Below are 25,970 nucleotides of genomic sequence, written 5' to 3' on the forward strand. Positions count from 1 at the left end.
ACCCGATGCGTATGAATTTTCCAGTTCTCCTGCTACGCTACATCGAGTGGCTTTATTTACTCTAAAATCTTCACGCCGTTTTAACATGGATTCTAACATTGTAATTTCATTGTGATAGCTGATAAAAATCAAAAGAATGTTTATCAGGGAAATCTGACGCCGAAACTAATAAAGTGACTGGATTATTTTATCTGCATCGCCTGACCGCCGCGGACGGCGCTGTCAGGCGACAGAATATTTACGCTATTTCAACCCTTATGCGTTGCGGCAACAATCGCTTCGCTCAGCGCGTTCAGCCCCTGACTGCGTGAGGCGCTAAGCTGGGCGCGTAAACCCAGCTCATCAAACAGCGCCAGCGGTGAACGAGCCTGTAATTCGGCGGCGTTTTTTCCTTCCACTGCGGTGAGCAATACCGCCAGCAGGCCGCGGACAATCCGCCCCTCACTGTCGCCGAAAAAGTGCATCGTTCCGTTATCTGACTGGGTAAAGCCCAGCCAGACGCGGTTCTCGCAGCCGGCTATCTCTTTCGCCTGCGCTTTGCATTCATCCGGCAGAGCGGGGAGCTGTTTTCCTAACAGAATCAACTGACGATATTTATCCTCCCACTGGGTCAGCGGGAGAAAGATAGCGCGTAACGTCTCTTCCGTTACCGTTGTGCCGAACGGGTGTCCGGTATAAAGAGGGTTTGTCATTAATCCACCAGCAGTTCCAGCGCGCGGTCAACGGCGTTAACCAACGCATCCACATCATGTTGGGTATTATACGGCGCAAAAGAGGCGCGCAGAGTCCCTGTGACGCCAAGTTCCGCCAGCAATGGCTGGGCGCAATGTTGCCCGGCCCGGAGCGCAATACCGTATTCCGCCAGCAGCGTCACCATATCGCCGTGGTGCACGCCGACAAAATCAAAGGCCAGCAGGCTGGAGTCCTGGCAGCGGAACGAACGAAAGCCCGGACGTTTCGCCAGTGCGTCTTCCGCCAGCGTCGCCAACCCCCGGCTCCAGTTTTCGGCCTGTTCAATATCGATATCGGACAGCCATTCCAGCGCAGCGCTCAGGCCGATGACCCCGGCGACGTTCGGCGTCCCCGCTTCCAGCTTCCAGGGAGCGCTTTGAGTGGTGAAGCCTTCAAAGCTAACGTCACGGATCATCTTGCCGCCGCCGAGCCAGGGCGACATCGCCTCAAGAAGCTCCGGCTTACCGTACAGCACGCCGATACCGGTCGGGCCATACAGTTTGTGAGCGGAAAAAGCATAAAAATCGATATCAAGCTGCTGGACATCCGCCGGGAAGTGTACCGCGCCTTGCGCGCCATCTACCATCACGACCATTCCCGCTGCGTGAGCGGTGCTGATAGCGCTTGCGAGATCCGGGCAGCCGCCCGTTACGTTCGACATTTGCCCCAGCGCCAGAATCCGGCTGCGCGACGTGATCAGTTCCGGCAGACGCTCAACATCAGGAAGACGTCGGTCATTAAGCGGCAGTTTTATGACCTGCGCGCCGGTTTGTTGCGCCACCATCAGCCAGGGCACAAGGTTGGCGTGATGCTCGGCGACGCTAACGATAATTTCATCGCCGGGGCGCAGACGAGGACGGGCGTAACACTGCGCCACCATGTTGATCGCTTCGGTGGTGCCGCGTGTCCAGACGATACTTTTTTCATCGGGCGCGTTTAACAGTCGCGCCGCTTTTGCTCTGGCCGCTTCATATTGCGCCGTCAGGCGCTGCGCCTGCGCAAACTGGCTACGATGAACGTTACCGGCGCTCAAACAATAAAACTGGTGCGTGGCGTCAATGACTGCCTGTGGCTTTAATGCCGTGGCGGCGCTATCGAGATAAACACCCGCATCGGCTAGCGCGGGAAACTGCGCGCGAAACTGCGTGGGATTAAAAGCGTTCATGATATTCCTCGGTTCAGTTTACCGATCGTGGCGTAAAAGCGCGGCTGATACAAGGTTTGTCCTAACCATCGGAATCGTCTGTATATCCTGGCGAATTATGTAAAGGAGGTTATGCTGAATAATGTTAGGCGAATGTTTAAGCCTGTTACGGAGTCCGCTTTAAATAGCACAAACAGCTTTAAGGAGAAGAAGATGAAAAAGACTGCCGCAATTATCTCTGCATGTATGCTGACTTTTGCCCTGAGCGCCTGTTCCGGTCCTAATTACGTTATGCACACCAATGATGGACGTAGCATTGTGACCGACGGTAAACCCCAGACCGATAACGATACCGGTATGATTTCGTATAAAGACGCTAATGGCAACAAACAGCAGATCAATCGTACTGACGTGAAAGAGATGGTGGCTCTGGAAAACTAACCGTTTGTTATACAAAAAAAAGCACCGCAATATGGCGGTGCTACATTAATCACTATGGACAGACAGGGTAAATGTACAGGAAGTGAAAAAGGGTAGTCTCGCTACCGTGGTCTGAATCGCAGACCAATTGCAAACACAACAACACAACATCACAACCGTAAGCCAAAAGCCCATCAGAACACGCATTCCGATAAAACTTTTCGTTCCGGCTCAGGAAGTGCCGCCACTATAGGTATTTGCTGGTAGAACCTCAACGGACAATTTATAATGTCTCAGATTAAAAAAACTAATAGGTTACATGTTGTTACCTATTTGTTAAATTCATTCGACATTAAGTCCAGAGGCCATGTCAAAACGATTACCTCCTTTAAATGCGTTACGCGTTTTTGATGCTGCCGCGCGCCATTTGAGCTTTACGCGAGCAGCGGAAGAACTTTTTGTGACGCAGGCCGCAGTAAGCCACCAAATTAAGTCACTTGAGGATTTTTTGGGGCTAAAACTGTTCCGCCGCCGCAATCGTTCGCTGCTGCTGACGGAAGAAGGCCAAAGCTATTTTCTCGACATTAAAGAGATATTTTCCCAGCTTACGGAAGCAACGCGTAAGCTCCAGGCGCGCAGTGCCAAAGGGGCGCTGACGGTGAGTTTACCGCCCAGTTTTGCCATCCAATGGCTGGTGCCCAGGCTCTCCAGCTTTAACTCAGCTTATCCGGGAATTGACGTTCGGATACAAGCCGTTGACCGTCAGGAAGATAAACTGGCAGACGATGTCGATGTCGCGATTTTTTATGGCCGGGGAAACTGGCCGGGCTTGCGCGTCGAAAAATTATACGCAGAATATTTACTGCCCGTCTGTTCTCCTTTATTACTCACAGGCGAAAAACCGTTAAAAACGCCGGAAGATCTGGCGAAACACACGTTATTGCACGATGCCTCCCGGCGTGACTGGCAGGCCTATACTCGTCAGTTAGGGCTCAACCATATTAACGTTCAGCAAGGGCCGATATTTAGCCACAGCGCGATGGTGCTACAGGCCGCTATTCACGGACAGGGGATCGCGCTGGCGAATAATGTTATGGCGCAGTCGGAAATTGAAGCCGGGCGACTGGTGTGTCCATTTAACGATGTTCTGGTGAGTAAGAATGCTTTTTATCTGGTTTGTCATGACAGCCAGGCAGAACTGGGTAAAATAGCCGCCTTCCGTCAGTGGATTTTGGCGAAGGCGGCGACGGAGCAAGAAAAATTCCGTTTTCGTTACGAACAATAATTAACTTAGGGTATGACCATGACCAGCCGTTTTATGCTGATTGTCGCCGCTATCAGCGGTTTTATTTACGTTGCTCTGGGCGCGTTCGGGGCGCATGTTTTGAGTAAAACCCTGGGCGTGGTTGAAATGGGCTGGATTCAGACCGGCCTGCAATATCAGGCGTTCCATACGCTGGCGATCTTTGGCCTGGCGGTGGCGATGCAGCGCCGTATCAGCATCTGGTTTTACTGGAGCAGCGTTTTTCTGGCGCTGGGCACGGTGCTGTTTAGCGGCAGCCTGTACTGCCTTGCGCTTTCGCATCTGCGCCTGTGGGCGTATATCACGCCTGTCGGCGGCGTCAGTTTCCTGGTGGGCTGGGCGCTATTGCTGATTGGCGCCATTCGTATGAAACGTAAGGGCGCGAGCCATGAATAAAGTTGTATTGCTCTGCCGTCCGGGGTTTGAAAAAGAGTGCGCTGCAGAAATTACCGATAAAGCGGGAAAACGGGAAATATTTGGTTTTGCACGCGTAAAAGAGAACGCAGGCTATGTCATTTATGAATGCTACCAGCCGGAAGATGGCGAAAAGCTGATTTCAGAACTGCCGTTCAGTTCGCTGATTTTCGCCCGCCAGTGGTTTGTGGTGGGTGAACTGCTGCAACATTTACCGCCGGAAGACAGAATTACGCCGGTTGTCGGCATGTTGCAGGGCGTAGTGGAAAAGGGCGGCGAGCTGCGAGTTGAAGTCGCCGACACCAATGAAAGTAAAGAACTGATGAAGTTCTGCCGCAAATTTACGGTGCCGCTGCGCGCGGCTTTGCGTGATGCGGGCGTATTGACGAATTATGAAACGCCGAAGCGTCCGGTCGTTCATGTCTTTTTTATCGCGCCAGGATGCTGCTATACCGGTTATTCGTTCGCGCATAACAATTCACCGTTTTATATGGGCATCCCGCGTTTGAAGTTTCCGTCTGATGCGCCGAGCCGCTCAACGCTGAAACTGGAAGAGGCGCTCCACGTTTTCATCCCGGAAGATGAGTGGGATGAACGTCTGGCGAACGGCATGTATGCGGTGGATTTGGGCGCCTGTCCCGGCGGATGGACGTACCAGTTAGTGAAGCGCAATATGTGGGTCTACTCCGTAGATAACGGCCCGATGGCGCAAAGCCTGATGGACACCGGACAGGTGACCTGGTTGCGTGAGGATGGCTTCAGGTACCGTCCGAACCGGAATAATATTTCATGGATGGTCTGCGATATGGTGGAGAAGCCGGCCAAAGTCACCGCGTTAATGGCGCAGTGGCTGGTGAACGGCTGGTGTCGGGAGACGATTTTTAACCTTAAACTGCCGATGAAAAAACGCTATGAAGAGGTGTCGCATAACCTGGCGTATCTTCAGGCGCAGTTGGATGAGCACGGCGTTAATGCGCAGATCCAGGCGCGTCAGCTTTATCACGATCGCGAAGAAGTGACGGTACACGTGCGTCGGTTGTGGGCGGCTGTTGGCGGACGTCGCGACGAGCGATAAAAACGCGTTGCCGTCGTCCGGCGCGTCATCAGCGCCGGATGACGCACGCTTATCCGGTCTACGATTGCGGCGCATCTGAAACAATATGCGTCACGTCATCCAGATGGCCGATGCGCGCCTCTCCTGAACGATTAAATTTACTTTTATCAATCAATAATAAAGACTGCGAGGCGCGCCTGAGCAGGATAGATTTAAAATCGGCGTTGATCGCATTGGAGTCCCACAGATCGCCGCCGCCGTCGATCCCCTCACAGGAAAAGATGAACAGATCGATATCAAGCGATTTTAGCTGTGAGATAAGCGACGGATTAACATAACAGCCATATTTACGTTCAAGCTGGCCGCCGGAACTTATCAGCGCAATGCGTTCGCGTTTTCCCAGCTCCTGACAGATAGGATGGCTATTGGTAAAAACCTGAATGGGAATATCCGGCAACTGGCGGGCCAGATACCAGCAGGTTGAACTGGCATCCAGCGCAATCGTCATTCCTTCTTCTATCCACGCTAACGCTTCACGGGCAATATCGGCTTTGTGCGCATAATGGCTTTTCAGGCGGATATGGAATGGATCGCCGCTGTCCTGATTTTCACGATGAATATATTTAGCTCGTCCGTGATTACGCAGCACTTTTCCCTGCGTCTGTAGTTCACTGAGATCGCGGCGGATGGTCTCTTTACTGACGTTAAGCCGGGTGGCCAGCGCTTCGGTGGTCAGACTTTTATGATTGATCAGTAGATCGACTATCGCTTGTTGGCGTGCCGCTTTCATTTTTCTCACCCCATCATTCGATGAACGCCCGCGTCATGCGGGCGCACCGGCAAGAGATTACGGCGTTACCCCTTTTTTTAAAAGAATATTTCCGTACTTCGCGCACTCACCTGTGATAACGATCGCAAACGCTTTTTGCGCCCGCTCATAAAACGCATAGCGGTCGATACGAACGATATCCGGGCACGGCGCTTCTAATGACAAGGCATCGCGATAGCGCGCTTCAACGCTGGGATCGAGCGTGTCGCCTTCCACGGCGGCCATCATCACCAGCGGCGGAGCGTAGCTATCCAGCTCAAAGAGCGGAATAATTGCCCACAGTAGATCGCTGACGCTAAGACCATCGGCGCGAATCACCTGCGGGCCCAGGCTATGCGCGGGAAAGTGAGCGTCAGAAAAAATGATTTCGTCCCCGTGGCCCATCTCGGCCAGCACTTTGAGCAGTGTCGGGGAAATTAACGGTGAAATGGTTTTTAGCATTTCATACTCCCTCAATAATTTCAGGTTCGGTTTGCGGCCAGAAATAGCGATACTGATAATTGACCTGCGCACGCGCCTGTTCCGGGCTACTAAATTCGCCTACGCCGTACCAGCCAAACATGGCAGCGCCGGCCACGGTGGTTTCCGCGTCGTCCAGCACTTTGATAGGGAGAGCAAGCTGATTCGCTTTAATTTGATTCCATAAAGCGTTGCGACTGCCGCCGCCAACCAGTAACAGTTCTGTGGCGTTAAAATGGCCGATTTTCTCCAGCGTGCGCAGATTACGCTGAAGTTGCGCCGTCAGGCCTTCCAGCGCGGCGCGATAGAAATGGCCGCGGGTGGTATTGAGCGTCACGCCCTGCCAGCCTGCATTTTGGCAGGCGAGCAGATCGCACTGCATCCGTACGCCTTCCGCGCCAGCGGGAATAGCGCGCGCTTCGTCGATCAGCGTTTGCCATGGCGTTTCCGGCGTCCACAGCAGTTTTCGTACCCATTCGAGTACACCGGAGGCCAGCCACTGCATTCCGGGGTTATAAAGCCCCGACTGACTGTCCAGTTCACAGGTCGAGCCCGGATACTGACTGAGCAGCGAGGTATCCACCTGACCGCTGCGCACCATCAGAATCTCCCATGTTCCGGAGGAGAGCACCGGTTCACCTTGCTGCGCGCCAGCGCCGAATAACGCGAACTGAGTATCGTGTCCGGCAGAGATCACCGGCACACCCGCCGGGAGACCGAGTAGCCTGGCCGCGTCTGTCTGTAGCGTGCCTATCGGGGCGCCCGCTTCCACGATACGCGGGAACAGGCGGCGCGCCAGGCCCGTCGCCTGCAGGATTTCCGGACTAAAGTCGCGCTGATGGATATCCAGTAGCTGGCTGGTGCCTGCCATAGTGATATCGGTCGTAAACTCGCCGGTCAGACGGTGGTTAATCAGCGACGAGATAAACAGCCAGCAGTGAGCTTGTTCCAGCAGGCGCGGATGATTCTCTTTAAGCCAGACCAGTTTATACAGCGTGTTAAAGCTGAACGCGCCGACGCCGGAGAGCGTCTGCAATTGCCGGGGCGAGATAAAGCGCTCAATCGTTTCCATCACGGCGGCGGTTCGCGGGCATTTCCAACTGATGACCGGGTAGAGCAGCTTACCCTGCGCATCGACCAGCGCGCCATCGACGCCGAACGTAGTCACCGTAATACCGCGAACAACACACTCCGACAGGGCGCTGGAGAGTGACCTGCAGCAGTCGGCGAAACGTTGCAGGATGGCGTCCAGCGACCACTGATGCCAGGCGCTATTTTCTGCGGCAATGTCGCTGGCGTTAGCGGTTGAGGCGCGGGCGACAATTTTCCCCTGGCGATCAACGGCGATCGCCCGAACGTTAGTCGCACCGCAGTCGAGAACCAGGATGACGTCTTGTTTCATAGATAACTCCATAAACGCCGCCCGATGGCGCTACGCTTATCCGGCCTACGGTTCACGCGCCCGTAGGCCCGGTAAGCCTGCGCCACCGGGCTAAGCCGCATTAACGTTTATACAGCGGGCCATAATTTTGGCAGGCGCGATAATCCTGGCCTTCGATATCCATACCGTGAGCCGCCCAGGCGGAAGGACGGTAGATCTTCGCCTCCTCCACGTTGTGCATACATACCGGGATACGCAGCATCGCGGCGAGAGTAATAAAGTCCGCCCCTACATGGCCGATGGTGAGTACGCCGTGGTTAGCGCCCCAGTTCGCCATCACCGAATAGACATCGGTAAACGGGCCTTTGCCGGTAAGACGCGGCGCAAACCAGGTAGTAGGCCAGGTAGAGTTGGTGCGGGCATCAAGCTGATCGTGCATCGCTTTCGGCAGTTCGACGCTCCAGCCCTCGGCGATTTGCAGTACTGGCCCCAGGCCTTTGATGATATTCACGCGGGTCATGGTGAATGGCACGCCGCCTTCGGTCAGGAAACGGGATGAGTAGCCGCCGCCGCGGAAGTATTCGTGAATCGCCGGGCACCATTCGGTGGCCGCCAGACACGCATCCGCCTCTTGTTGGCTGATTTCCCAGTGCGGTTTCATGGTCGGCTTGCCTTCGCTGTCGCGCTGTTTACAGGCACCGTCCAGAGCGGCAGAACCGGAGTTAATCAGGTGAATAATGCCGTGTTCCGCCAGGCCGCTGAGCGCCTGGCCGGTGACGCGTTCTACGGCTTCCGGCGACCAGTAGGTTCGCACGTCGGCGAATATCTGCGCGGTACCGGTGAGTTGATGGCCAAACAGCATCGCTACGCCGTTCAGACTGTCATTTTCGGTGGCGACGACAAACGGTTCGCGTACGCCGTTCCAGTCAAAAGAACTATTGAGCAGCGCTTCGGCGGTATCGCCGTTCGGGTATTGATCGGTCCAGTGGCGCTGGCCCTGAAAGCCGGCGGCAATGGCGTTGTAGCCCAGCGATTCTTCAACTAACCCTTTGTCCGCCAGCGTCTTGTTGCCCTGCATCATGTCGCGAATACACATCGCCATCAGCAGGCTCTCTTTTAGCACCGCGCGGTTCTGGGCTTCATTGCGCTTATACTGTGAGGCGTTCTGATCTTCGCCGTAGCGGAAGTTTTTATCCGCCCACGCCAGCGCCATCTCCAGTTCGGCCTCATCATAAATTTTTTGATCGATACGGCGGCGCAGTTCGGTCATATCTACCGCTTGCACCTTCATGCCCAGCCAGGATTCAAAGAAGTTATGATCGACAATGGAACCCGCGATCCCCATCGACACGCCGCCGACGGAGAGGTAGCTTTTGCCTTTCATGCTGGCTACCGCTAACCCTGCCCGCGCAAAACGCAGCAGTTTTTCTTCGACGTCGGCAGGAATGGAGGTATCGTCGGCATCCTGCACGTCATGGCCATAAATGGAGAACGCCGGAATGCCTTTCTGGCTGTGCGCCGCCAGCGCCGCGGCAAGGTAAACCGCCCCAGGACGCTCTGTGCCGTTAAAGCCCCAGATGGCTTTCGGACGCATCGGGTCCATATCAATGGTTTCGCTGCCATAGCACCAGCACGGCGTAACGGTAATGGTCACGCCCACGTTCTGGCTACTGAATTTTTCTTCACAGGCGGCGGATTCCGCCATTCCGGCAATACAGGTATCCGCAATGACGCACTCCACCTGAGCCCCGCAGGCGTGGCGGATTTTCTCGGTGATGAGCGCCGCCGTCGCTTTCGCCATGTTCATGGTTTGCTCTTCGAGCGACTCGCGTACGCCCATACGACGTCCATCAATCACCGGGCGGATACCGATTTTCGGTAAGCTGATTTTTTTCATGACAGATTCCTCACGTTATTCGGATAAATGTTCAGTTTGTCGCCGCTTGTGAACGGAAACGGGCAAAAATGAAGATGACGGCAAAGCACAATGCCGGAACCAGTTCGGCGGTCGGGATTTTGCCTGCGGCGTCGCTAACGAAGCCCATTACTGGCGTGACAATACCGCCGCCAATGATGGTCATGACGATAAAAGACGAGCCGTACTTAGTGTCCTGTCCCAGATTTTTGATACCCAGCGAGAAGATGGTCGGGTACTGGATTGACATAAATGCGCTACACAACGTCAGCGCCAGCAGGCCGATATGTCCGCCGCTAAAGGCGGAAATCAGACACAGGAGCATGGCAAACAGGGCGTAGGCGGCCAGCACTTTATGCGGCGCGAAGCGGCTGATAAGCCAGGTCCCGGTGAAACGGCCGATAAAGAAGCACACCATCGTGCCGGTCAGGTAGTTGGCGGCGAAACCGGGCGTCATTCCAGGGATCTCCTCAATGGCGTAGCGGATCAGATAGCTCCAGCAGGCGGTTTGCGCCCCCACGTAGCAGAACTGCGCCAGCACCGCCCAGCGCCAGTGGCGGATACGGATGAGTCGGGAGAGAGAAGATAAGAAAGAGCTTTGTTTAGCATCGCTATGATCGTCACTTTGCAGGGCCGGAAATTTGGTCAGCATAATCAGCAGCGCAACTACTAATACGATGGCGACGATAATCATGTATGGCGTTTGTACCGATAACACCAGGCTGTGTTTATAGGCGCTAAGCTGATCTGGCGTCATTTTATCAAGCGCTTCTTGCGATTGATGCGGCACGTTAGACAAAATAAGGCTTTGCCCAAACACAACGGCGATAATAGCGCCAAAGGAGTTAAAAGTTTGCGCCAGATTAAGCCGGAAATGTCCGCCGCTTTCTGGACCTAATACCGTAACAAAAGGGTTGGCCGCAGTTTCAAGGCAGCCTAAACCGGCGGCGATGATAAACAGGCCAATTAAAAATAATGTGTAATTCATTATCTCGGCGGCAGGCCAGAATAATGCGGCGCCAACAGCATACAAAAAAAGCCCGGTGATAATCCCTGCTTTATAACTGAGTTTTTTCATCAAAATCCCCGCGGGAATTGGAATGACGAAATAACCGAAATAAAAGGCTGACTGAATAAGTCCGGCCTGAAAGTTAGTTAGCGTAAAAGCTTGTTGAAACTGCGGTAATAAAATGTCATTCAGATTATTGGCGACGGCCCACAGAAAAAATAGCGAGCAAAGTAAGGCGAATGGAATAATGTAGCGCTTGCTTTTGCTTTTGCTTTGCTCTGCATCCACAGCACGAAAACTCTGTGTTTGTATTGTTGTGTTTCCCATAGCATCCTCATCGGTTCAGAAGCTTTTGCGTGCGGTCGGTTCTGGTCACCAGACCGTAAAATTAGGTGAGTTCGCTTTTCTTACCGGTAATAAATTGGCGTCCGGAATGAACTCATGGATTCATTTTCAAATAAAAAAGGCCTTTTAATATGATGGCGGTCACATTTATACCTGAGAGCAGAGCGTTCTGTGATTATCATCACTTTAATTTTCATAAAAAAATGACCGTTTGAGATGTTTAATTTAAAAAACCACAGACTGAATGCCCGAATTAAATTATTGCCACGAAAACGGGCAGTAGTAGCTTATTCTTCATTTTTGCCCGTTTTAAAAAATATTATTAAGAGCGGGCATTTATCGGCGAGAGAAACGGTAGTCGTCTGGTTTATCGTGGCGAATTAATTGATGTGAATCACAAAATATCGTTATTTAAATTCCCTTCTCTTTATTCAGTATGATGATAGTTGCTAACTATTCGATTATTTCAACAGGACAGCAGCGCGATGCGAAAGGCGGTTTTGTTGTCTCATTTTGAATCACAGAGAGAGGTAAATAATGGAACGAAATAGACTGGCGCGGCAGATTATTGATACCTGTCTGGAAATGACGCGGTTAGGGTTAAATCAGGGGACGGCAGGTAACGTGAGCGTACGTTATCAGGGCGGATTGCTGATTACGCCGACGGGGATCCCCTACGAGAAGCTGACAGAGTCGCACATTGTCTTTATTGATGCTGACGGTCAGCATGAGCAGGGCAAGCTGCCTTCCAGCGAGTGGCGTTTTCATATGGCGGCATACCAGACGCGCCCTGACGCCAATGCCGTGGTACATAACCACGCTGTCCATTGTACGGCAGTCTCGATCCTGAATCGCCCGATTCCGGCGATTCACTACATGATTGCCGCCGCAGGAGGAAACTCTATTCCCTGCGCGCCCTACGCCACTTTTGGCACCCGCGAACTTTCTGACCATGTTGCCGTGGCGCTTAAAAATCGTAAAGCGACGCTGTTACAGCATCACGGGCTTATCGCTTGTGAAGAAAATTTAGACAAAGCGTTGTGGCTGGCGCATGAAGTGGAAGTGCTGGCGCAGCTCTATTTAAGTACGCTGGCCATTGTCGATCCGGTACCGGTACTGGATGACGAGGCGATCGCTATCGTACTGGAGAAATTTAAAACTTACGGATTACGTATTGAAGAGTGATGTCAGGAGACAGGCGATGGCGAACAGAATGATTCTGAATGAAACGGCATGGTTTGGCCGGGGAGCGGTGGACGCATTAACCGATGAGGTGACGCGCCGCGGTTATCATAAAGCGCTGATTATTACCGATAAAACGCTGGTGCAATGCGGTGTGGTCGATAAAGTGACAAGCAGAATGGATGCCGCAGGGCTGGCGTGGGAGATCTATGCGGGCGTGATCCCTAATCCTACGATTTCCGTTGTCCAGGAAGGGCTTAAGGTCTTTACCCAAAGTGGCGCGGACTATCTCATCGCCATTGGCGGCGGTTCTCCGCAGGATACCTGCAAAGCGATCGGTATTATCAGTAACAATCCGGAATTTGCCGATGTGCGCAGTCTGGAAGGGCTATCGCCGACCCGTAAACCCAGCGTGCCGATTATGGCGATCCCGACAACGGCGGGAACCGCGGCGGAAGTCACTATCAATTATGTGATTACCGATGAAGAGAAACGGCGCAAATTCGTTTGTGTCGATCCGCATGATATTCCGCAGGCGGCATTTATCGATGCCGATATGATGGACGGTATGCCGCCCGCGCTGAAAGCGGCAACGGGCGTGGATGCGCTAACCCATGCTATTGAAGGCTATATTACCCGGGCCGCATGGGCGCTGACGGATGCATTACATATCAAAGCCATTGAGATTATTGCTGGCGCGCTGCGCGGCGCCGTGGCCGGAGAAAAAGAGGCCGGTGAGGCGATGGCGCTGGGGCAATACGTTGCCGGGATGGGGTTTTCCAATGTGGGGCTGGGACTGGTGCATGGGATGGCGCATCCGCTGGGCGCGTTTTACAACACGCCGCACGGCGTCGCGAATGCTATTTTGCTTCCGCATGTGATGCGTTTTAATGCCGGGTCTACCAACGAGAAATTCCGTGATATCGCCCGGGCGATGGGGGTGAAGGTAGAAGGATTGAGTCTTGAAGAGGCGCGTAATGCCGCAGTGGAAGCCGTATTTACGCTAAATCGCGATGTGGGAATTCCGCTGCATTTGCGTGATGTCGGCGTTCGAAAAGAGGATATCCCGGCGCTGGCGCAGGCGGCGTTCGATGATGTCTGCACGGGCGGCAATCCGCGTGAAGCGAGTCTGGCGGACATTGTCGAACTGTATCATACCGCCTGGTAATTTTGCCGGATGGCGCTGCGCTTATCCGCTCTACATTTCGTGCAGTTCTGTAGGCCGGATAAGGCGTTCACGCCGCCATCCGGCAACAAAACTACCGCGCCAGCCGTAGCTGCTGTAAGTTTCCGTCGATATGTAAATCGGTTTGCAGACGTGCAATATCGCGGCAGAGAAATGCCATTTCTTTATGCGTCTCAAGCTTTTTGCGCCACTTTTCCGGCACCTCGTCCGGATGGGCGTAAATTCCCTCCAGATTTTGAAACTGAATCAACAGCTGGGTCGCGCTTTTGGGGCCGATACCGGCAACGCCGGGGACTTTCGAACTGCTGATTCCTGCCAGACCCCAGTAATCCGGCAACTGCCGGGGAAGTACGCCAAACTCTTTTTCAATAAACGGCGCGTCCAGCCAGCGTTTCTGGAAGTAGTCGCGAATGCGCAATCCCGGAGAGAGCAACTGGCAATAGCCTTTATCGGTTGACACAATGGTTGCCTGGTGTCCGGCTTCGGTAACTTTTAGCGCCAGCGTCGCCGCCAGATCGTCCGCTTCGTTACCGTCTGATGCCCAACAGCGTACGCCGCGCTGTTCAAACGCGGCGCGTAGGGCGGGCATTTCATTATGTAAATCGTCAGGCATCGGCGGACGTCCTGCTTTGTAGTCCGGTAAACGCTGATGACGCCAGCCGCTGCTGCGCGCGTCGTCATCAAATACCGCTACGGCATGGGTTGGCTGGCTGTGGATAATCAATTGATCGAGCGCGTGTTGGCAGGTTTCCACACAGGGCGATCCCTGAACGGCGTGAATACGGCGAATCAAATTGAGCGCGTCGACGATAAGCAGATGAGCAGCCACGGTGTTCTCCCTTACAAACCTGCGCGTAGGGTAACATTCACGGCGGGGGGAGGCGAGCATTGCGAAATAGCGCTATCCGTAGGCCTGATAAGCGAAGCGACATCAGGCAACAAAGCCGGATGGCGGCGAGCGCCTTATCCGGCCTACAGATCCTAAAATGTGCTGAGAATTAATCGCAGGTAATGATCTTCATCGCCAGGCCCCCGCGCGAAGTTTCGCGGTACTTAGCGTTCATGTCTTTACCGGTTTCGTACATGGTCTCAATCACTTTATCGAGGCATACGCGCGGTTCGCTGGTACGGCGCAGCGCCATTCGCGCGGCGTTGACCGCTTTGACTGAAGCAATTGCGTTACGCTCAATGCAGGGAACCTGTACCTGACCGGCAACCGGATCGCAAGTTAACCCCAGATTATGCTCCATGGCGATTTCTGCGGCGATGCACACCTGCGCCGGGCTACCGCCCAGCAGCTCGGCCAGACCCGCTGCCGCCATGGAACAGGCCACGCCGACCTCTCCCTGACAACCCACTTCGGCGCCGGAAATAGAGGCGTTCATCTTATACAGCGAGCCAATCGCGCTGGCGACCAGCATATAGCGAGCAAGCGAGTTAGCATTTACTTCGCGGATAAACTTGTCATAGTACGCCAGCACCGCCGGAACAATACCACATGCGCCGTTAGTCGGGGCAGTGACTACTCGTCCGCCTGCGGCATTCTCTTCGTTCACCGCCAGAGCGAACATATTGATCCAGTCGACGACCGCCATCGGATCGGTGGTGGTCTTATCCTGACTGACCAGCATCCGACGCAGCGCCGCCGCGCGACGCGGAACGCGCAGTTTGCCCGGCAATACGCCCTCGGTGGTGATACCGCGCTCAATGCCGCTGCGCATTACCTCCCAGACCCTGGCGAAGTGCTGCTCCAGCGCTTCTTTACTGTGCAGAGCCAGTTCGTTTTGCATCATCAGACCGGAGAGCGACAGACCCGTCTCCTGGCAGTGGCGCTGTAAATCCGCGGCGGTTTTATAAGGATACGGTACGTTAACGGGTTCGCTATTTGTCAAACCAAAGTGCTCTTCATCGACGATAAAGCCGCCGCCAATGGAGTAGTAGGTTTGGCTGTAGAGCACTTTATCGCCCGCCAGCGCGGTAATACGCATCCCGTTCTCATGCAGAGACAGGTTGTCGGCGTGGAAATTCATGCACTTATCGACCGGAAATTCGACTTCATGCTGCCCATTGGCCAGTAGTAAACGCCCATGGGTGTTCACATCCTGAATAAAGGACGGAATGGCGTCGATATCGACGGTGTCCGGCAGATTCCCCGCCAGGCCCATAATAATGGCGATATCAGTGTGGTGGCCTTTACCCGTCAATGACAGAGAGCCGTAGACATCCACCACGACGCGTGTGACATCTGTAAGGATATGGCGGGCAATCAGATCGTCCGTGAACTGCTTGCCTGCTTTCATTGGTCCGACGGTGTGAGAACTGGAAGGGCCAATGCCGATTTTAAAAATATCGAATACGCTAATCATAGGGCATCCATTGCGGTTGTATCATAGAGAAGCGCCGCGGTAAGCGGCGCTAAAGGACTTAGCTGAACAGTGAGTAGAAAATAGCGGAGATGGCAATCAGGCCCATAATCACAACGAATACGTTGCTGATATGACCGCTGTACTTACGCATTGCCGGTACTTTCTGGATGGCATACATCGGCATCAGGAACAGAATCATCGCGATGATCGGGCCGCCCAGGGTTTCAATCATGCCCAGGATGCTGGGGTTCAGCGTCGCCACAATCCAGGTGGTGACCAGCATGAACAGCGCGGTAATTTTATTCAGTTTGTTGATTTCGATGGATTTACCTTTACCACGCAGCGATTTAATCACCATCCCGTTAAAGCCTTCACGCGCGCCCAGGTAGTGGCCGAGGAAGGATTTGGTGATAGCAATCATCGCAATGATCGGCGCCATCCAGGCGATGATCGGCGCGTTAAAGTGGTTCGCCAGGTAAGACAGAATAGAGATGTTCTGCTCTTTTGCCGCTGCCAGATCTGCCGGCGTCAGGCTCAGCACGCAGCTGAAGACGAAGAACATCACGGTCAGCACCATCATGATGTGGGCGAAGGCCAGAATTTTAGAACATTTCTTCTCAGCGCCTTCACCGTACTCTTCACGCTTCGCAACCGCGAAGGAGGAGATGATCGGGGAGTGGTTGAAAGAGAAAACCATCACCGGAATCGCCAGCCACAGCGTCATCCACAGACCGTTACCGGTAGACGCGGCGGAATCAAAGGACAGAGTTTCCAGCGCCGCGCCGTTCCACTGCGGGATCAGGTACAAGGCCAGCAGCATCAGCGCAGCGACGAACGGGAATACCAGGATACTCATCGCCTTAACGATCATTTGCTCGCCGAAGCGCACGATGGTCATCATGCCAACAATCAGGATCAGGGAAAGAATCGCCCGCGGCGGCGGATTAATCGCTAACTGGTGGGTCAGGAAGCTTTCCACGGTATTAGTAATCGCCACGCTGTAAACCAGCAGGATGGGGTAAATCGCGAAGAAGTAGAGCAGGGTAATCAGTTTACCTGCGCCGATACCGAAGTGTTCCTCAACGACTTCAGTGATGTCTTCACCCGGGTTTTTACCGGACAGCACGAAGCGGGTTAAACCACGGTGTGCGAAAAAGGTCATCGGGAAAGCGAGAATCGCCATGATGATGAGCGGAATCATGCCGCCGACGCCTGCGTTGATCGGCAGGAACAGAACGCCCGCGCCGATTGCCGTGCCGTAAAGGCCCAGCATCCACATGGTATCCGTTTTGCGCCATGCGCTTCGAGAGTCAATCGAAGCAATCGTGCTGGTCTGAGTGGTTTCCATCTATTTCTCCTGGAGGATGCTAAAAATCAGGTTGCTGGTCTAATCCAATGAAAAAAGACCTGATCGTAAAATGAAATCTGCTTAGGGACGCTTTTTATATAATTTTTCGCCGTAATAATTTTCGGGCGGAAAGATACATTTAAGTGATGAATCTATCAGTGATCCCGATCTCAAATGCAATAATCCGCTTCTTACATGGATAAATTTGGACCATTAATCTATTAAAAAAACGTCATAACGAATTTCCGGGCGCGAAGGCTACCATTAACGATATAAGGCCGGAAAGATTGGGGCGCAAGATACGGAGGTTTGACTATAAAAATCAAGGTTTTTAGTGGATTCTTGCGAAGAATGAGAGTTTGAACCGATAAATCACGGTAAGAGGAGTCAGGTAAACGTTTGCCTGGCAATCTATTTATGATGAATTATAAATGGTGTTTATAAAACAATGCGGGCTATGCCTCTGATGATCATCATAAAAAATGAAGGAATACGTGAATCGCCATACCGCAATGAAAGGAATGGGAGAAGCGCCCGGCTGCTGGCGGCAACCGGGCATAAGCGCTAAGCGCAGATCTCGTAACAGGGGATGTAGGCGGAACCTGGTAATTTCATACGATGCTGCGCGACGAATCCCTGCAGCAGATCGTCCATGCGACGCATCATCTCTCGATCGCCGTGGATTTTATACGGACCATTAGCTTCAATGGCGCGTATCCCGACCTCCTTCACATTCCCCGCGACAATACCGGAGAAGGCGCGTCGCAGATCCGCCGCCAGAATCTCAACCGGCTGATCCGGGTACAGTTTCAGGTTGGCCATATTTTCATGCGACGGCTCAAACGGCACCTGAAGATCCGGTGCAATACGCATCGACCAGTTAAAACTATAGGCGTCGCCGGTATCACGGCGATTCTCTTTCACTTGCGGCATCGCTTTCTTCATCAGCCGCGCTACCTCCGCCGCATCATCAATGATGATGCGGTAATGACGGCGGGCCGCTTCGCCCAGCGTATGGGTAATAAACTCATCCAGCACGCGGAAGTAATCGGCGCTCTCTTTTGGTCCGGTCAGGATCAGCGGCAGCACCTGATTTTTATTGGCTGGATTCATCAGAATCCCCAGCAAATAAAGCAGCTCTTCCGCCGTACCCACGCCGCCCGGGAAGATGATGATACCGTGTGCGATACGGACGAACGCTTCCAGGCGTTTTTCGATATCCGGCATGATGATCAGTTCATTCACCAGCGGGTTAGGCGGTTCAGCCGCAATAATGGAAGGTTCAGTCATGCCGATAAAGCGGCTGTCTTTATAACGCTGTTGCGCGTGACCGACCGCCGCGCCCTTCATGGGGGCTTCCATCGCCCCAGGGCCGCAGCCGGTGCAGATGTTCAGCTCGCGTAATCCCAACTGCGTGCCGACGCGACGGGCATACAGGTACTCGTTTTCGTTAATTGAGTGGCCGCCCCAGCATACCACCATGTTTGGCGCTTCGCCGACGTGCAGCGCCCGGGCGTTGCGCAAAATGGAGAACACCAGATTGGTGATATGTGTTGAGCTTTCAAGATCCAGATGCTGGAAACGGCCGGCATTGTGGATCTGCCCATTCACAAAGAGAATGTCGCGCAGCACCGCGAACAGGTTAGCCTGTAGCGCACGAATAATCCGCCCGTCAACAAAAGCGTCTTCAGGCGGGTTAATCAATTCCAGCTTCACGCCGCGCTCGCGGCGCAGTACGTTAATATCGAAATTTTCAAAGCGGGACAGCAGCTCTTTGCTGTTGTCGGTCAGGCTGCCGGAGTTAAGAACGGCAAGTGAACAGTTACGAAACAGTTGATACAGGTCGCTACTGGCCGTGCGTTTCAGCATGTCCACTTCCAGTTGCGACAACATATCCATTGAGCCAAGCGGGCTAATATGTGTAATCAAGTAAACTCCTTATGGGACGCAACACGCCATTCCCTGTTGATTACAATAGCCCTGGCTGATGACCTTTCACAACCTTACATGCGCAATCCGGCACGCAAAATTGACAAAAAAATTACTGTCGCGCCAGCCTGCCCGTGGTGGGCACGAAATCGGTATTGCTGCGCCAGGGATTAATGTCCAGCCCGCCGCGGCGGGTATAGCGTGCATAAACGCTTAACGTTTCCGGCTGGCAGAAGCGCAGAATGTCATTGAAAATACGCTCTACGCACTGCTCGTGAAATTCATTATGGTGACGGAAGGAGACCAGATAACGCAGCAGTTTTTCCCTGTCGATTTTGCGCCCGCGATACTGAATTTGTATCGAGCCCCAGTCCGGCTGGTGGGTGATCAGGCAGTTGGATTTCAACAGATGACTGACCAGCGTCTCCTCTACTTGCTTCTCGCCGCTGACCGCATGTTGCAGATAGTCGGTAGTAAACTGGTAGTTGTCGATACTGATATCCTGATCGTCAATACAGGCGCCGTGGAAATGGGCGACAGGCTGTCCTTCCAGCTCATCAAGACGATGAAGCCTCACGCTAACGTTGCCCTGCGCGCAGGCGCGCAGATCGCGCTCCAGCGTCTGGCGCACCGTCTCCCAGGTGTCAAAGCGCGTCTGGTTAAAGCTGTTCAGATACAGTTTAAAGCTTTTGGATTCGATTAAATTAACGCTGGTGTAATCCAGTTCGACATGCCCGACGGCGACCTGCGGAAGACCCTGGCTGTTAAGCCAGGAAAGTTCATACAACGTCCAGATATCCGCGCCGTGGAACGGCAAATTATCGGCTGTTAATCCGAGCGGGTCGCGATTCAAACTGCGCGGTACGCCCTGCAGCAGGCTGGCGTCATAATTGTCCCGGTAATCCGTTGATTTTCCGAGAGTCAGGCCATCGAGAGCCTGATGGTTTTCATAAGAAGACATGTTTCACCGTCATAAACCAGATACACTATGCGCCAAGTGTATCCTGGCTTTTATGAAGAGAGAAACTGGTGGACGAACTGACAGCGCAGGCATTGAAAGCCTTTACGACGCGTTACTGCGACGCGTGGCAAGAAAAACACGGTAGCTGGCCGTTGAGCGAAGAACTGTATGGCGTACCTTCTCCGTGCATTATTTCTTCAACCCGCGATGCCGTTTACTGGCAGCCGCAACCTTTTGAAGGCGAAGAAAATGTAAACGCGGTTGAACGCGCCTTTGATATTATGGTACAACCTGCGCTCCACGCGTTTTACACCACGCAGTTTGCTGGCGACATGCCCGCGCAGTTTGCGGATGAAAAGCTTACGCTACTGCAAACCTGGAGTCAGGATGACTTTCGGCGCGTGCAGGAAAATCTGATAGGCCACCTGGTCACGCAAAAGCGGCTCAAGCTTCCTCCCACGCTTTTTATTGCGACGCAAGAAAATGAGCTTGAGGTCATTTCGGTCTGTAATCTGTCCGGCGAGGTGATTAAAGAAACGCTGGGCACCCGTAATCGTACCGTTCTTGCCGCAACGCTTGCGGAATTCCTTACGCAACTTAATCCTCTTCTGTAATCGTTTGCCCTAACGGGTGTGAGAGATCTCTTACAAAGTCTGTAGGAGATCGCCAGGATATCAGCGGATACTGAGCCCCATTTTCTTATATAAATATATATAAAACAACATGTTAAAATGTTTTTGCGCACTTTCATATGAAAATTTACTTAAGGTATTGTCTGTAAGCGTCTTGTAAGACAAGGTGAAACAGGCGATTCTATCTTCGTCGACAGGGAGTCGTACAACGAAGCGAACGTCAGGATGATGACGCTTCAGCAGGACACGCCAGGATGGTGTTACAAGGAAAGGCTTCAGGATGAAGCAAAGTGGAAAGCGCAGGATGCGTTAAAGGACACCTCCAGGACGGAGAACGAGAGCCGATCAGGATGTTCGGCGGGTCTGGATGACCAGGGACGCTTCAGGAAGAAGCTATCACATCGGGCGATGTGCGCAGGATGCAAACGTTCAGGATGAACAGGCCGTAAGGTCACAGGAAAAGTTGTCACGGATGAGCAGGGAGCACGAAAAGTAGCTGGAATGCTGCGAAACGAACCGGGAGCACTGTTTATACAGTGCTCCCTTTTTTTTGTTATTCTTCGCGCCAGATTTTCATCATTGAGGTTTTTAACATGACGACTCATGACCGTGTGCGTCAGCAGTTACATGCGCTTGAAACGCTGCTGCGCGAGCATCGCCACTGGCGGCTGGATGCGCCGCAGGCGCACCTGTTTACCAGCACTCAACCATTTTATATGGATACCATGGAACCGCTGGAATGGCTGCAATGGGTACTGATCCCACGTATGCATACCCTACTTGATAATGCGCAGCCGCTGCCCGAGGCGTTTGCCGTCGCCCCTTATTATGAAATGGCGCTGGCGGCGGATCATCCGCAGCGGGAGGCGATCCTGGCGGTTTTGCAGGATCTGGATGCGCTATTCGCCCGCGATGAATCCTGATGCTGGAGATCCTCTATCAAGACCCGTGGCTGGTTGCCGTGAATAAACCCGCAGGCTGGCTTGTTCACCGGAGCTGGCTGGATCGCGACGAAAAAGTCGTGGTCATGCAAACGGTGCGCGACCAAATCGGCCAGCATGTTTTTACCGCCCACCGTCTCGACAGACCCACGTCGGGCGTACTGTTAATGGGGCTGTCCAGCGAAGCGGGACGCCGTCTGGCGCAGCAGTTCGAGCAGCACCACATCCGTAAACGCTACCATGCCATTGTGCGCGGCTGGCTGATGGATGACGCGGTACTGGATTATCCGCTGGTGGAAGAGCGCGATAAAATTGCCGATAAATTCGCCCGCGAAGATAAAGCGCCCCAGCCGGCTGTAACGCACTATCGCGGACTGGCGACGGTCGAAATGGCGGTGCCGACCGGACGTTATCCCACCACGCGTTATGGTCTGGTTGAGCTGGAACCAAAAACGGGACGCAAGCACCAGCTTCGTCGTCATCTGGCGCATCTGCGTCATCCTATCATCGGCGACAGTAAACATGGCGATTTGCGACAAAACCGCAGCGCCGCAGAGCATTTTGCCTGTCGTCGCCTGATGCTTCATGCCAGTCGGCTTGAGCTGACGCACCCCTTCACCGGACAGCCGTTGATGATTCAGGCCGGGTTGGATGAAACCTGGATGCAGGCGCTGACGCAGTTTGGCTGGCGGGGACTTCTCCCTGACAATGAAAGGGTTGAGTTTACGGCGGCGTCCCGGCAGGATGAGACTCATCTGACATAATTCAGGGAGATACGCATAATGGCGGAAATTGGTATTTTTGTCGGGACCATGTATGGCAACTCACTGCTGGTGGCGGAAGAAGCGGAAGCGATCCTCGCCAGACAGGGCCACAGCGCGACCGTGTTTGAAGATCCTGAACTGTCTGACTGGCAGCAATATCAGGATAAGGTTGCGCTGGTCGTTACCTCGACGACCGGGCAGGGCGATCTACCGGATAGCATTGCGCCGCTCTTTCACGGCATTAAAGATACAGTCGGTTTTCAACCAAACCTGCGTTACGGGGTGATTGCGCTAGGTGATAGCAGCTACCCCAATTTCTGTAATGGCGGCAAACAGTTTGATGCCCTGTTGCAAGAGCAAAGCGCGCAGCGGGTGGGGGAGATGTTATTCATTGACGCCAGCGAACATCCGGAGCCGGAGAGCCAGTCCAATCCCTGGGTTGAAAACTGGGGAACTTTACTTTCCTGAGGTAAATCCCTCCCCCCTACGGGAGGGTACCTTTTCGTTTGCTTGCGTTGCCAGTAAGCAAAATCACGACCTGTACACAGTGTAAAGTAACTGAATTGTGTTAGCTTTGGGCATATGCCCGCAAAAGCGGCAGTTTTTTACGGGCGTTTTCATGTAATCAAGCGACCTGTTTCACATTCTTCTCTTTTTACTCCTCCTGCGTCGACGCCGACGCCTTCTGATTTCATTTCCGTGAAGTGGCTTCCACTGTCCTGGGCTTTTGCCATAAACAGGCGTAATTCATCGCCAAAATACTGTGTTGTTGCACGGTGAGTGTGTGTGGCGCGCTTTTTATACTTCTCCTGCCAGTGAATAAAAGCATGCAGCGTGCAAAGCAAACGACCTAATAAAAGCTGCAACAAGGAAACGTTATCTCTGATTCCCTACCGGTTGTGCAGTTCAGAGTGAGCGTAGCTAACGCGAAATTTCAGGAGTGCAACAATGAGTTCATTAAGTCACGCGGCGAGCAGTGCGGAGAAACGCACGAACGCCCGCTACTGGATAGTGGTGATGCTGTTTATCGTCACATCCTTCAACTACGGCGACCGCGCCACATTGTCCATTGCCGGCTCAGAAATGGCCAAAGATATCGGCCTTGATCCGGTAGGCATGGGCTATGTTTTTTCTGCTTTTTCATGGGCCTATGTTATCGGGCAGATCCCGGGCGGCTGGCTGCTGGACCGCTTTGGTTCCAAACGCGTCTATTTCTGGTCTATTTTCATTTGGTCAGTCTTCACCCTGTTGCAGGGTTTTGTCGATATCTTTAGTGGTTTCGGCATTATTGTCGCCCTCTTTACGCTTCGTTTCCTGGTTGGTCTGGCGGAATCGCCTTCTTTCCCGGGCAACAGTCGCATTGTTGCAGCCTGGTTCCCGGCGCAGGAGAGGGGAACGGCGGTGGCCATCTTTAACTCCGCGCAATACTTTGCCACGGTTATTTTCGCGCCGATTATGGGCTGGCTGACGCACGAAGTGGGCTGGTCGCATGTCTTCTTCTTTATGGGCGGGTTAGGGATCATCATCAGCTTTATCTGGTTGAAAGTTATCCATGAACCAAATAACCATCCGGGCGTAAATAAGAAAGAATTGGAGTACATCGCAGAAGGCGGCGCGCTGATCAATATGGATCAGAAAGACACCAAAGCGAAAGTACCGTTTAGCGTCAAATGGGGCCAGATCAAACAGCTGCTGGGCTCTCGTATGATGATTGGCGTTTACATCGGTCAGTACTGTATTAACGCATTGACCTATTTCTTTATTACCTGGTTCCCGGTCTATTTGGTCCAGGCGCGCGGCATGTCGATTCTCAAAGCGGGCTTTGTCGCCTCGGTTCCTGCAGTCTGCGGCTTTATCGGCGGCGTGTTGGGCGGCATCATTTCCGACTGGCTGATGCGTCGTACTGGCTCCCTGAATATCGCGCGCAAGACGCCGATTGTGCTGGGAATGTTGCTGTCAATGGTTATGGTGTTCTGTAACTATGTGAACGTGGAATGGATGATCATCGGCTTTATGGCGTTGGCCTTCTTCGGTAAAGGTATCGGCGCGTTGGGCTGGGCAGTAATGGCGGATACCGCGCCGAAAGAGATCAGCGGTCTTTCCGGCGGCTTGTTTAATATGTTCGGCAATATCTCCGGTATTGTGACGCCAATCGCGATTGGTTACATCGTTGGCACCACCGGTTCCTTCAACGGCGCGTTGATCTATGTCGGCGTACATGCCCTGGTGGCCATCATCAGCTATCTGGTGCTGGTAGGCGATATTAAGCGTATTGAACTGAAACCTGTCGTAGGACAATTATCATGACAACGCAATCCAGTCCCGTTATTACGGATATGAAGGTCATTCCGGTTGCCGGACATGACAGTATGCTACTCAACATCGGCGGCGCGCATAACGCGTACTTCACCCGTAACATCGTCATCCTCACCGATAACGCCGGGCATACTGGCGTCGGCGAGGCGCCGGGCGGAGAAGTGATTTATCAGACGCTGGTCGATGCTATTCCGATGGTATTAGGCCAGGAAGTCGCCCGCCTGAACAAAGTGGTGCAGCAGGTGCATAAAGGCAACCAGGCCGCTGATTTTGACACCTTTGGCAAAGGCGCATGGACGTTTGAACTGCGGGTTAACGCGGTGGCGGCTTTGGAAGCGGCGCTGCTTGATCTACTGGGACAGGCGCTTAATGTGCCGGTCTGTGAACTGTTAGGGCCAGGTAAACAGCGCGATGCCGTCACCGTGTTGGGCTATCTCTTCTATATTGGCGATCGCACTAAAACCGATCTGCCGTATCTGGAAAGCACGCCGGGCAGCCATGAATGGTATCGCCTGCGCCATCAGGAAGCGCTGAACAGCGACGCGGTCGTGCGGCTGGCGGAAGCGTCTCAGGATCGCTACGGCTTTAAAGATTTTAAACTCAAGGGCGGCGTGCTGCCGGGCGAACAAGAGATTGCTACCGTTCGCGCGCTAAAAAAACGCTTCCCGGACGCGCGTATTACCGTGGATCCGAACGGCGCCTGGCTACTGGATGAAGCCATTGCGTTGTGCAAAGGGCTGAAAGATGTACTGACCTACGCGGAAGATCCGTGCGGCGCGGAGCAAGGATTCTCTGGTCGTGAAGTCATGGCGGAGTTCCGCCGCGCGACAGGACTGCCGGTGGCGACCAATATGATCGCCACCAACTGGCGCGAAATGGGGCATGCGGTGATGCTCAACGCGGTAGACATTCCTCTTGCCGACCCGCATTTCTGGACTCTCACCGGCGCCGTTCGCGTGGCGCAACTGTGCGATGACTGGGGGCTAACCTGGGGCTGCCATTCGAATAACCATTTTGATATTTCACTGGCGATGTTTACCCATGTCGGCGCGGCGGCGCCAGGCAAACCCACCGCTATTGATACGCACTGGATCTGGCAGGAGGGCGATTGCCGCCTGACTAAAAATCCGCTGGAAATTAAAAACGGCAAAATTGCCGTTCCGGATGCGCCAGGACTGGGCGTGGAGCTTGACTGGGAACAGGTGCGAAAAGCGCATGACGCGTATAAAAAGCTGCCAGGCGGCGCGCGTAATGATGCAGGCCCGATGCAATACCTGATCCCCGGCTGGACTTTTGACCGCAAACGCCCTGTTTTTGGTCGTCACTAATTCTGAATAAGG

General features: G+C 53.5%; 25 protein-coding genes. 12 read left to right on the forward strand and 13 right to left on the reverse strand.

Annotated elements, in window-relative coordinates; genetic code table 11:
- Positions 1–248: 248 nt before the first annotated feature.
- Both csdE and csdA read right to left on the reverse strand, forming a co-directional pair.
- On the reverse strand, positions 249–692 hold the full coding sequence (gene csdE, locus J4728_RS12795) for a cysteine desulfurase sulfur acceptor subunit CsdE (RefSeq protein WP_000184195.1): 444 nt from the start codon (positions 690–692) through the stop codon (positions 249–251).
- Positions 692–1,897: a cysteine desulfurase CsdA gene (csdA, locus tag J4728_RS12800; RefSeq protein WP_000991056.1), complete on the reverse strand. Its 1,206-nt coding sequence runs from the start codon at positions 1,895–1,897 to the stop codon at positions 692–694. The genes csdE and csdA overlap by 1 nt, the downstream gene beginning before the upstream one ends.
- 192 nt (positions 1,898–2,089) lie before the next feature.
- On the opposite strand from csdA, the gene J4728_RS12805 reads away from it, so the two are divergent.
- From J4728_RS12805 to rlmM, 4 genes are all read left to right on the forward strand, one after another.
- Positions 2,090–2,317, forward strand: a complete 228-nt coding sequence (locus tag J4728_RS12805; RefSeq protein ID WP_000750393.1) for a YgdI/YgdR family lipoprotein — start codon at positions 2,090–2,092, stop codon at positions 2,315–2,317.
- Between the two features lie 346 nt (positions 2,318–2,663).
- Positions 2,664–3,581, forward strand: coding sequence for a glycine cleavage system transcriptional regulator GcvA (gene gcvA, locus J4728_RS12810; RefSeq protein WP_000044409.1), 918 nt, complete (start codon positions 2,664–2,666; stop codon positions 3,579–3,581).
- An 18-nt stretch (positions 3,582–3,599) separates the two neighbouring features.
- Complete coding sequence (locus J4728_RS12815; RefSeq protein WP_000203913.1) at positions 3,600–3,995, forward strand: DUF423 domain-containing protein; 396 nt, start codon at positions 3,600–3,602, stop codon at positions 3,993–3,995.
- Positions 3,988–5,088 (forward strand): 23S rRNA (cytidine(2498)-2'-O)-methyltransferase RlmM, encoded by a 1,101-nt coding sequence (rlmM, locus tag J4728_RS12820; protein WP_001045499.1) that lies wholly within the window; start codon positions 3,988–3,990, stop codon positions 5,086–5,088. Before J4728_RS12815 ends, rlmM begins: the two co-directional genes overlap by 8 nt.
- A 58-nt stretch (positions 5,089–5,146) precedes the next feature.
- Here rlmM and fucR read toward each other — a convergent pair whose 3' ends face one another.
- The 5 genes from fucR to fucP all read right to left on the reverse strand — a co-directional run bounded on the left by fucR (position 5,147) and on the right by fucP (position 10,987).
- The gene (gene fucR, locus J4728_RS12825) at positions 5,147–5,857 is read right to left on the reverse strand and encodes an L-fucose operon activator (protein ID WP_000642330.1); all 711 of its coding nucleotides are present in this window, start codon (positions 5,855–5,857) and stop codon (positions 5,147–5,149) included.
- A 57-nt stretch (positions 5,858–5,914) separates the two neighbouring features.
- A complete protein-coding gene (fucU, locus tag J4728_RS12830) occupies positions 5,915–6,337 on the reverse strand; it encodes an L-fucose mutarotase (RefSeq protein WP_208211840.1) in 423 nt (140 codons plus the stop codon).
- Between the two features lies 1 nt (position 6,338).
- Entirely contained in the window at positions 6,339–7,757 is a 1,419-nt protein-coding gene (fucK, locus tag J4728_RS12835; RefSeq protein WP_001670246.1) for an L-fuculokinase, read from the reverse strand.
- Positions 7,758–7,857: 100 nt separating this feature from the next.
- Positions 7,858–9,633, reverse strand: coding sequence for an L-fucose isomerase (fucI, locus tag J4728_RS12840; RefSeq protein ID WP_000724126.1), 1,776 nt, complete (start codon positions 9,631–9,633; stop codon positions 7,858–7,860).
- 31 nt (positions 9,634–9,664) lie between these two features.
- Positions 9,665–10,987 carry an L-fucose:H+ symporter permease gene (gene fucP, locus J4728_RS12845; RefSeq protein WP_080219558.1) on the reverse strand — a complete coding sequence of 441 codons (1,323 nt, stop codon included), beginning with the start codon at positions 10,985–10,987 and terminating at the stop codon, positions 9,665–9,667.
- Between the two features lie 555 nt (positions 10,988–11,542).
- Between fucP and fucA the strand changes: the two genes are divergently transcribed.
- A complete protein-coding gene (fucA, locus tag J4728_RS12850; protein ID WP_000440819.1) occupies positions 11,543–12,190 on the forward strand; it encodes an L-fuculose-phosphate aldolase in 648 nt (215 codons plus the stop codon).
- A 16-nt stretch (positions 12,191–12,206) separates the two neighbouring features.
- On the forward strand, positions 12,207–13,355 hold the full coding sequence (fucO, locus tag J4728_RS12855) for a lactaldehyde reductase (protein ID WP_208211843.1): 1,149 nt from the start codon (positions 12,207–12,209) through the stop codon (positions 13,353–13,355).
- 91 nt (positions 13,356–13,446) lie between these two features.
- Here fucO and xni read toward each other — a convergent pair whose 3' ends face one another.
- The 5 genes from xni to queF form a co-directional block, all read right to left on the reverse strand.
- Positions 13,447–14,202, reverse strand: coding sequence for a flap endonuclease Xni (gene xni / locus J4728_RS12860; protein WP_001670245.1), 756 nt, complete (start codon positions 14,200–14,202; stop codon positions 13,447–13,449).
- Between the two features lie 169 nt (positions 14,203–14,371).
- Positions 14,372–15,739 (reverse strand): L-serine ammonia-lyase II, encoded by a 1,368-nt coding sequence (gene sdaB / locus J4728_RS12865; protein WP_208211845.1) that lies wholly within the window; start codon positions 15,737–15,739, stop codon positions 14,372–14,374.
- Positions 15,740–15,797: 58 nt separating this feature from the next.
- Positions 15,798–17,087, reverse strand: coding sequence for an HAAAP family serine/threonine permease SdaC (gene sdaC / locus J4728_RS12870; RefSeq protein WP_000450462.1), 1,290 nt, complete (start codon positions 17,085–17,087; stop codon positions 15,798–15,800).
- Positions 17,088–17,651: 564 nt separating this feature from the next.
- On the reverse strand, positions 17,652–19,016 hold the full coding sequence (gene ppnN / locus J4728_RS12875) for a nucleotide 5'-monophosphate nucleosidase PpnN (protein ID WP_000627973.1): 1,365 nt from the start codon (positions 19,014–19,016) through the stop codon (positions 17,652–17,654).
- 112 nt (positions 19,017–19,128) lie between these two features.
- Positions 19,129–19,977 (reverse strand): NADPH-dependent 7-cyano-7-deazaguanine reductase QueF, encoded by an 849-nt coding sequence (gene queF / locus J4728_RS12880; RefSeq protein WP_208211846.1) that lies wholly within the window; start codon positions 19,975–19,977, stop codon positions 19,129–19,131.
- Positions 19,978–20,045: 68 nt separating this feature from the next.
- Between queF and syd the strand changes: the two genes are divergently transcribed.
- The 4 genes from syd (at position 20,046) to J4728_RS12900 (ending at position 22,782) form a co-directional block, all read left to right on the forward strand.
- Entirely contained in the window at positions 20,046–20,591 is a 546-nt protein-coding gene (gene syd, locus J4728_RS12885; RefSeq protein ID WP_000343990.1) for a SecY-interacting protein, read from the forward strand.
- Between the two features lie 611 nt (positions 20,592–21,202).
- A complete protein-coding gene (locus J4728_RS12890; RefSeq protein WP_114051051.1) occupies positions 21,203–21,532 on the forward strand; it encodes a YqcC family protein in 330 nt (109 codons plus the stop codon).
- Positions 21,532–22,314: a tRNA pseudouridine(65) synthase TruC gene (gene truC, locus J4728_RS12895; RefSeq protein ID WP_023219391.1), complete on the forward strand. Its 783-nt coding sequence runs from the start codon at positions 21,532–21,534 to the stop codon at positions 22,312–22,314. Before J4728_RS12890 ends, truC begins: the two co-directional genes overlap by 1 nt.
- Before the next feature lie 18 nt (positions 22,315–22,332).
- Positions 22,333–22,782 (forward strand): flavodoxin, encoded by a 450-nt coding sequence (locus tag J4728_RS12900; RefSeq protein ID WP_000807739.1) that lies wholly within the window; start codon positions 22,333–22,335, stop codon positions 22,780–22,782.
- A 149-nt stretch (positions 22,783–22,931) separates the two neighbouring features.
- On the opposite strand, the gene J4728_RS12905 is transcribed toward J4728_RS12900, so the two are convergent.
- The gene (locus J4728_RS12905) at positions 22,932–23,183 is read right to left on the reverse strand and encodes a hypothetical protein (RefSeq protein ID WP_001626563.1); all 252 of its coding nucleotides are present in this window, start codon (positions 23,181–23,183) and stop codon (positions 22,932–22,934) included.
- A gap of 79 nt (positions 23,184–23,262) precedes the next feature.
- Between J4728_RS12905 and gudP the strand changes: the two genes are divergently transcribed.
- Together gudP and J4728_RS12915 are read left to right on the forward strand one after the other, a co-directional pair.
- The gene (gene gudP, locus J4728_RS12910) at positions 23,263–24,621 is read left to right on the forward strand and encodes a galactarate/glucarate/glycerate transporter GudP (RefSeq protein ID WP_000097016.1); all 1,359 of its coding nucleotides are present in this window, start codon (positions 23,263–23,265) and stop codon (positions 24,619–24,621) included.
- Positions 24,618–25,958 carry an enolase C-terminal domain-like protein gene (locus J4728_RS12915; protein ID WP_208211848.1) on the forward strand — a complete coding sequence of 447 codons (1,341 nt, stop codon included), beginning with the start codon at positions 24,618–24,620 and terminating at the stop codon, positions 25,956–25,958. The genes gudP and J4728_RS12915 overlap by 4 nt, the downstream gene beginning before the upstream one ends.
- Positions 25,959–25,970 lie beyond the last annotated feature (12 nt).

Origin of the sequence: Salmonella sp. 32070601201500089SM, assembly GCF_017573605.1 — a bacterium.
In the GTDB taxonomy this organism is placed as follows: Bacteria; Pseudomonadota; Gammaproteobacteria; order Enterobacterales; family Enterobacteriaceae; genus Salmonella; species Salmonella enterica.

Coding starts and splice junctions, on each gene's coding strand:
- csdE (WP_000184195.1), bottom strand. CDS start 692: ATGACAAACCCTCTTTATACCGGACACCCGTTCGGCACAACGGTAACG.
- csdA (WP_000991056.1), bottom strand. CDS start 1,897: ATGAACGCTTTTAATCCCACGCAGTTTCGCGCGCAGTTTCCCGCGCTA.
- J4728_RS12805 (WP_000750393.1), top strand. CDS start 2,090: ATGAAAAAGACTGCCGCAATTATCTCTGCATGTATGCTGACTTTTGCC.
- gcvA (WP_000044409.1), top strand. CDS start 2,664: ATGTCAAAACGATTACCTCCTTTAAATGCGTTACGCGTTTTTGATGCT.
- J4728_RS12815 (WP_000203913.1), top strand. CDS start 3,600: ATGACCAGCCGTTTTATGCTGATTGTCGCCGCTATCAGCGGTTTTATT.
- rlmM (WP_001045499.1), top strand. CDS start 3,988: ATGAATAAAGTTGTATTGCTCTGCCGTCCGGGGTTTGAAAAAGAGTGC.
- fucR (WP_000642330.1), bottom strand. CDS start 5,857: ATGAAAGCGGCACGCCAACAAGCGATAGTCGATCTACTGATCAATCAT.
- fucU (WP_208211840.1), bottom strand. CDS start 6,337: ATGCTAAAAACCATTTCACCGTTAATTTCCCCGACACTGCTCAAAGTG.
- fucK (WP_001670246.1), bottom strand. CDS start 7,757: ATGAAACAAGACGTCATCCTGGTTCTCGACTGCGGTGCGACTAACGTT.
- fucI (WP_000724126.1), bottom strand. CDS start 9,633: ATGAAAAAAATCAGCTTACCGAAAATCGGTATCCGCCCGGTGATTGAT.
- fucP (WP_080219558.1), bottom strand. CDS start 10,987: ATGGGAAACACAACAATACAAACACAGAGTTTTCGTGCTGTGGATGCA.
- fucA (WP_000440819.1), top strand. CDS start 11,543: ATGGAACGAAATAGACTGGCGCGGCAGATTATTGATACCTGTCTGGAA.
- fucO (WP_208211843.1), top strand. CDS start 12,207: ATGGCGAACAGAATGATTCTGAATGAAACGGCATGGTTTGGCCGGGGA.
- sdaB (WP_208211845.1), bottom strand. CDS start 15,739: ATGATTAGCGTATTCGATATTTTTAAAATCGGCATTGGCCCTTCCAGT.
- sdaC (WP_000450462.1), bottom strand. CDS start 17,087: ATGGAAACCACTCAGACCAGCACGATTGCTTCGATTGACTCTCGAAGC.
- queF (WP_208211846.1), bottom strand. CDS start 19,977: ATGTCTTCTTATGAAAACCATCAGGCTCTCGATGGCCTGACTCTCGGA.
- J4728_RS12890 (WP_114051051.1), top strand. CDS start 21,203: ATGACGACTCATGACCGTGTGCGTCAGCAGTTACATGCGCTTGAAACG.
- truC (WP_023219391.1), top strand. CDS start 21,532: ATGCTGGAGATCCTCTATCAAGACCCGTGGCTGGTTGCCGTGAATAAA.
- J4728_RS12900 (WP_000807739.1), top strand. CDS start 22,333: ATGGCGGAAATTGGTATTTTTGTCGGGACCATGTATGGCAACTCACTG.
- gudP (WP_000097016.1), top strand. CDS start 23,263: ATGAGTTCATTAAGTCACGCGGCGAGCAGTGCGGAGAAACGCACGAAC.
- J4728_RS12915 (WP_208211848.1), top strand. CDS start 24,618: ATGACAACGCAATCCAGTCCCGTTATTACGGATATGAAGGTCATTCCG.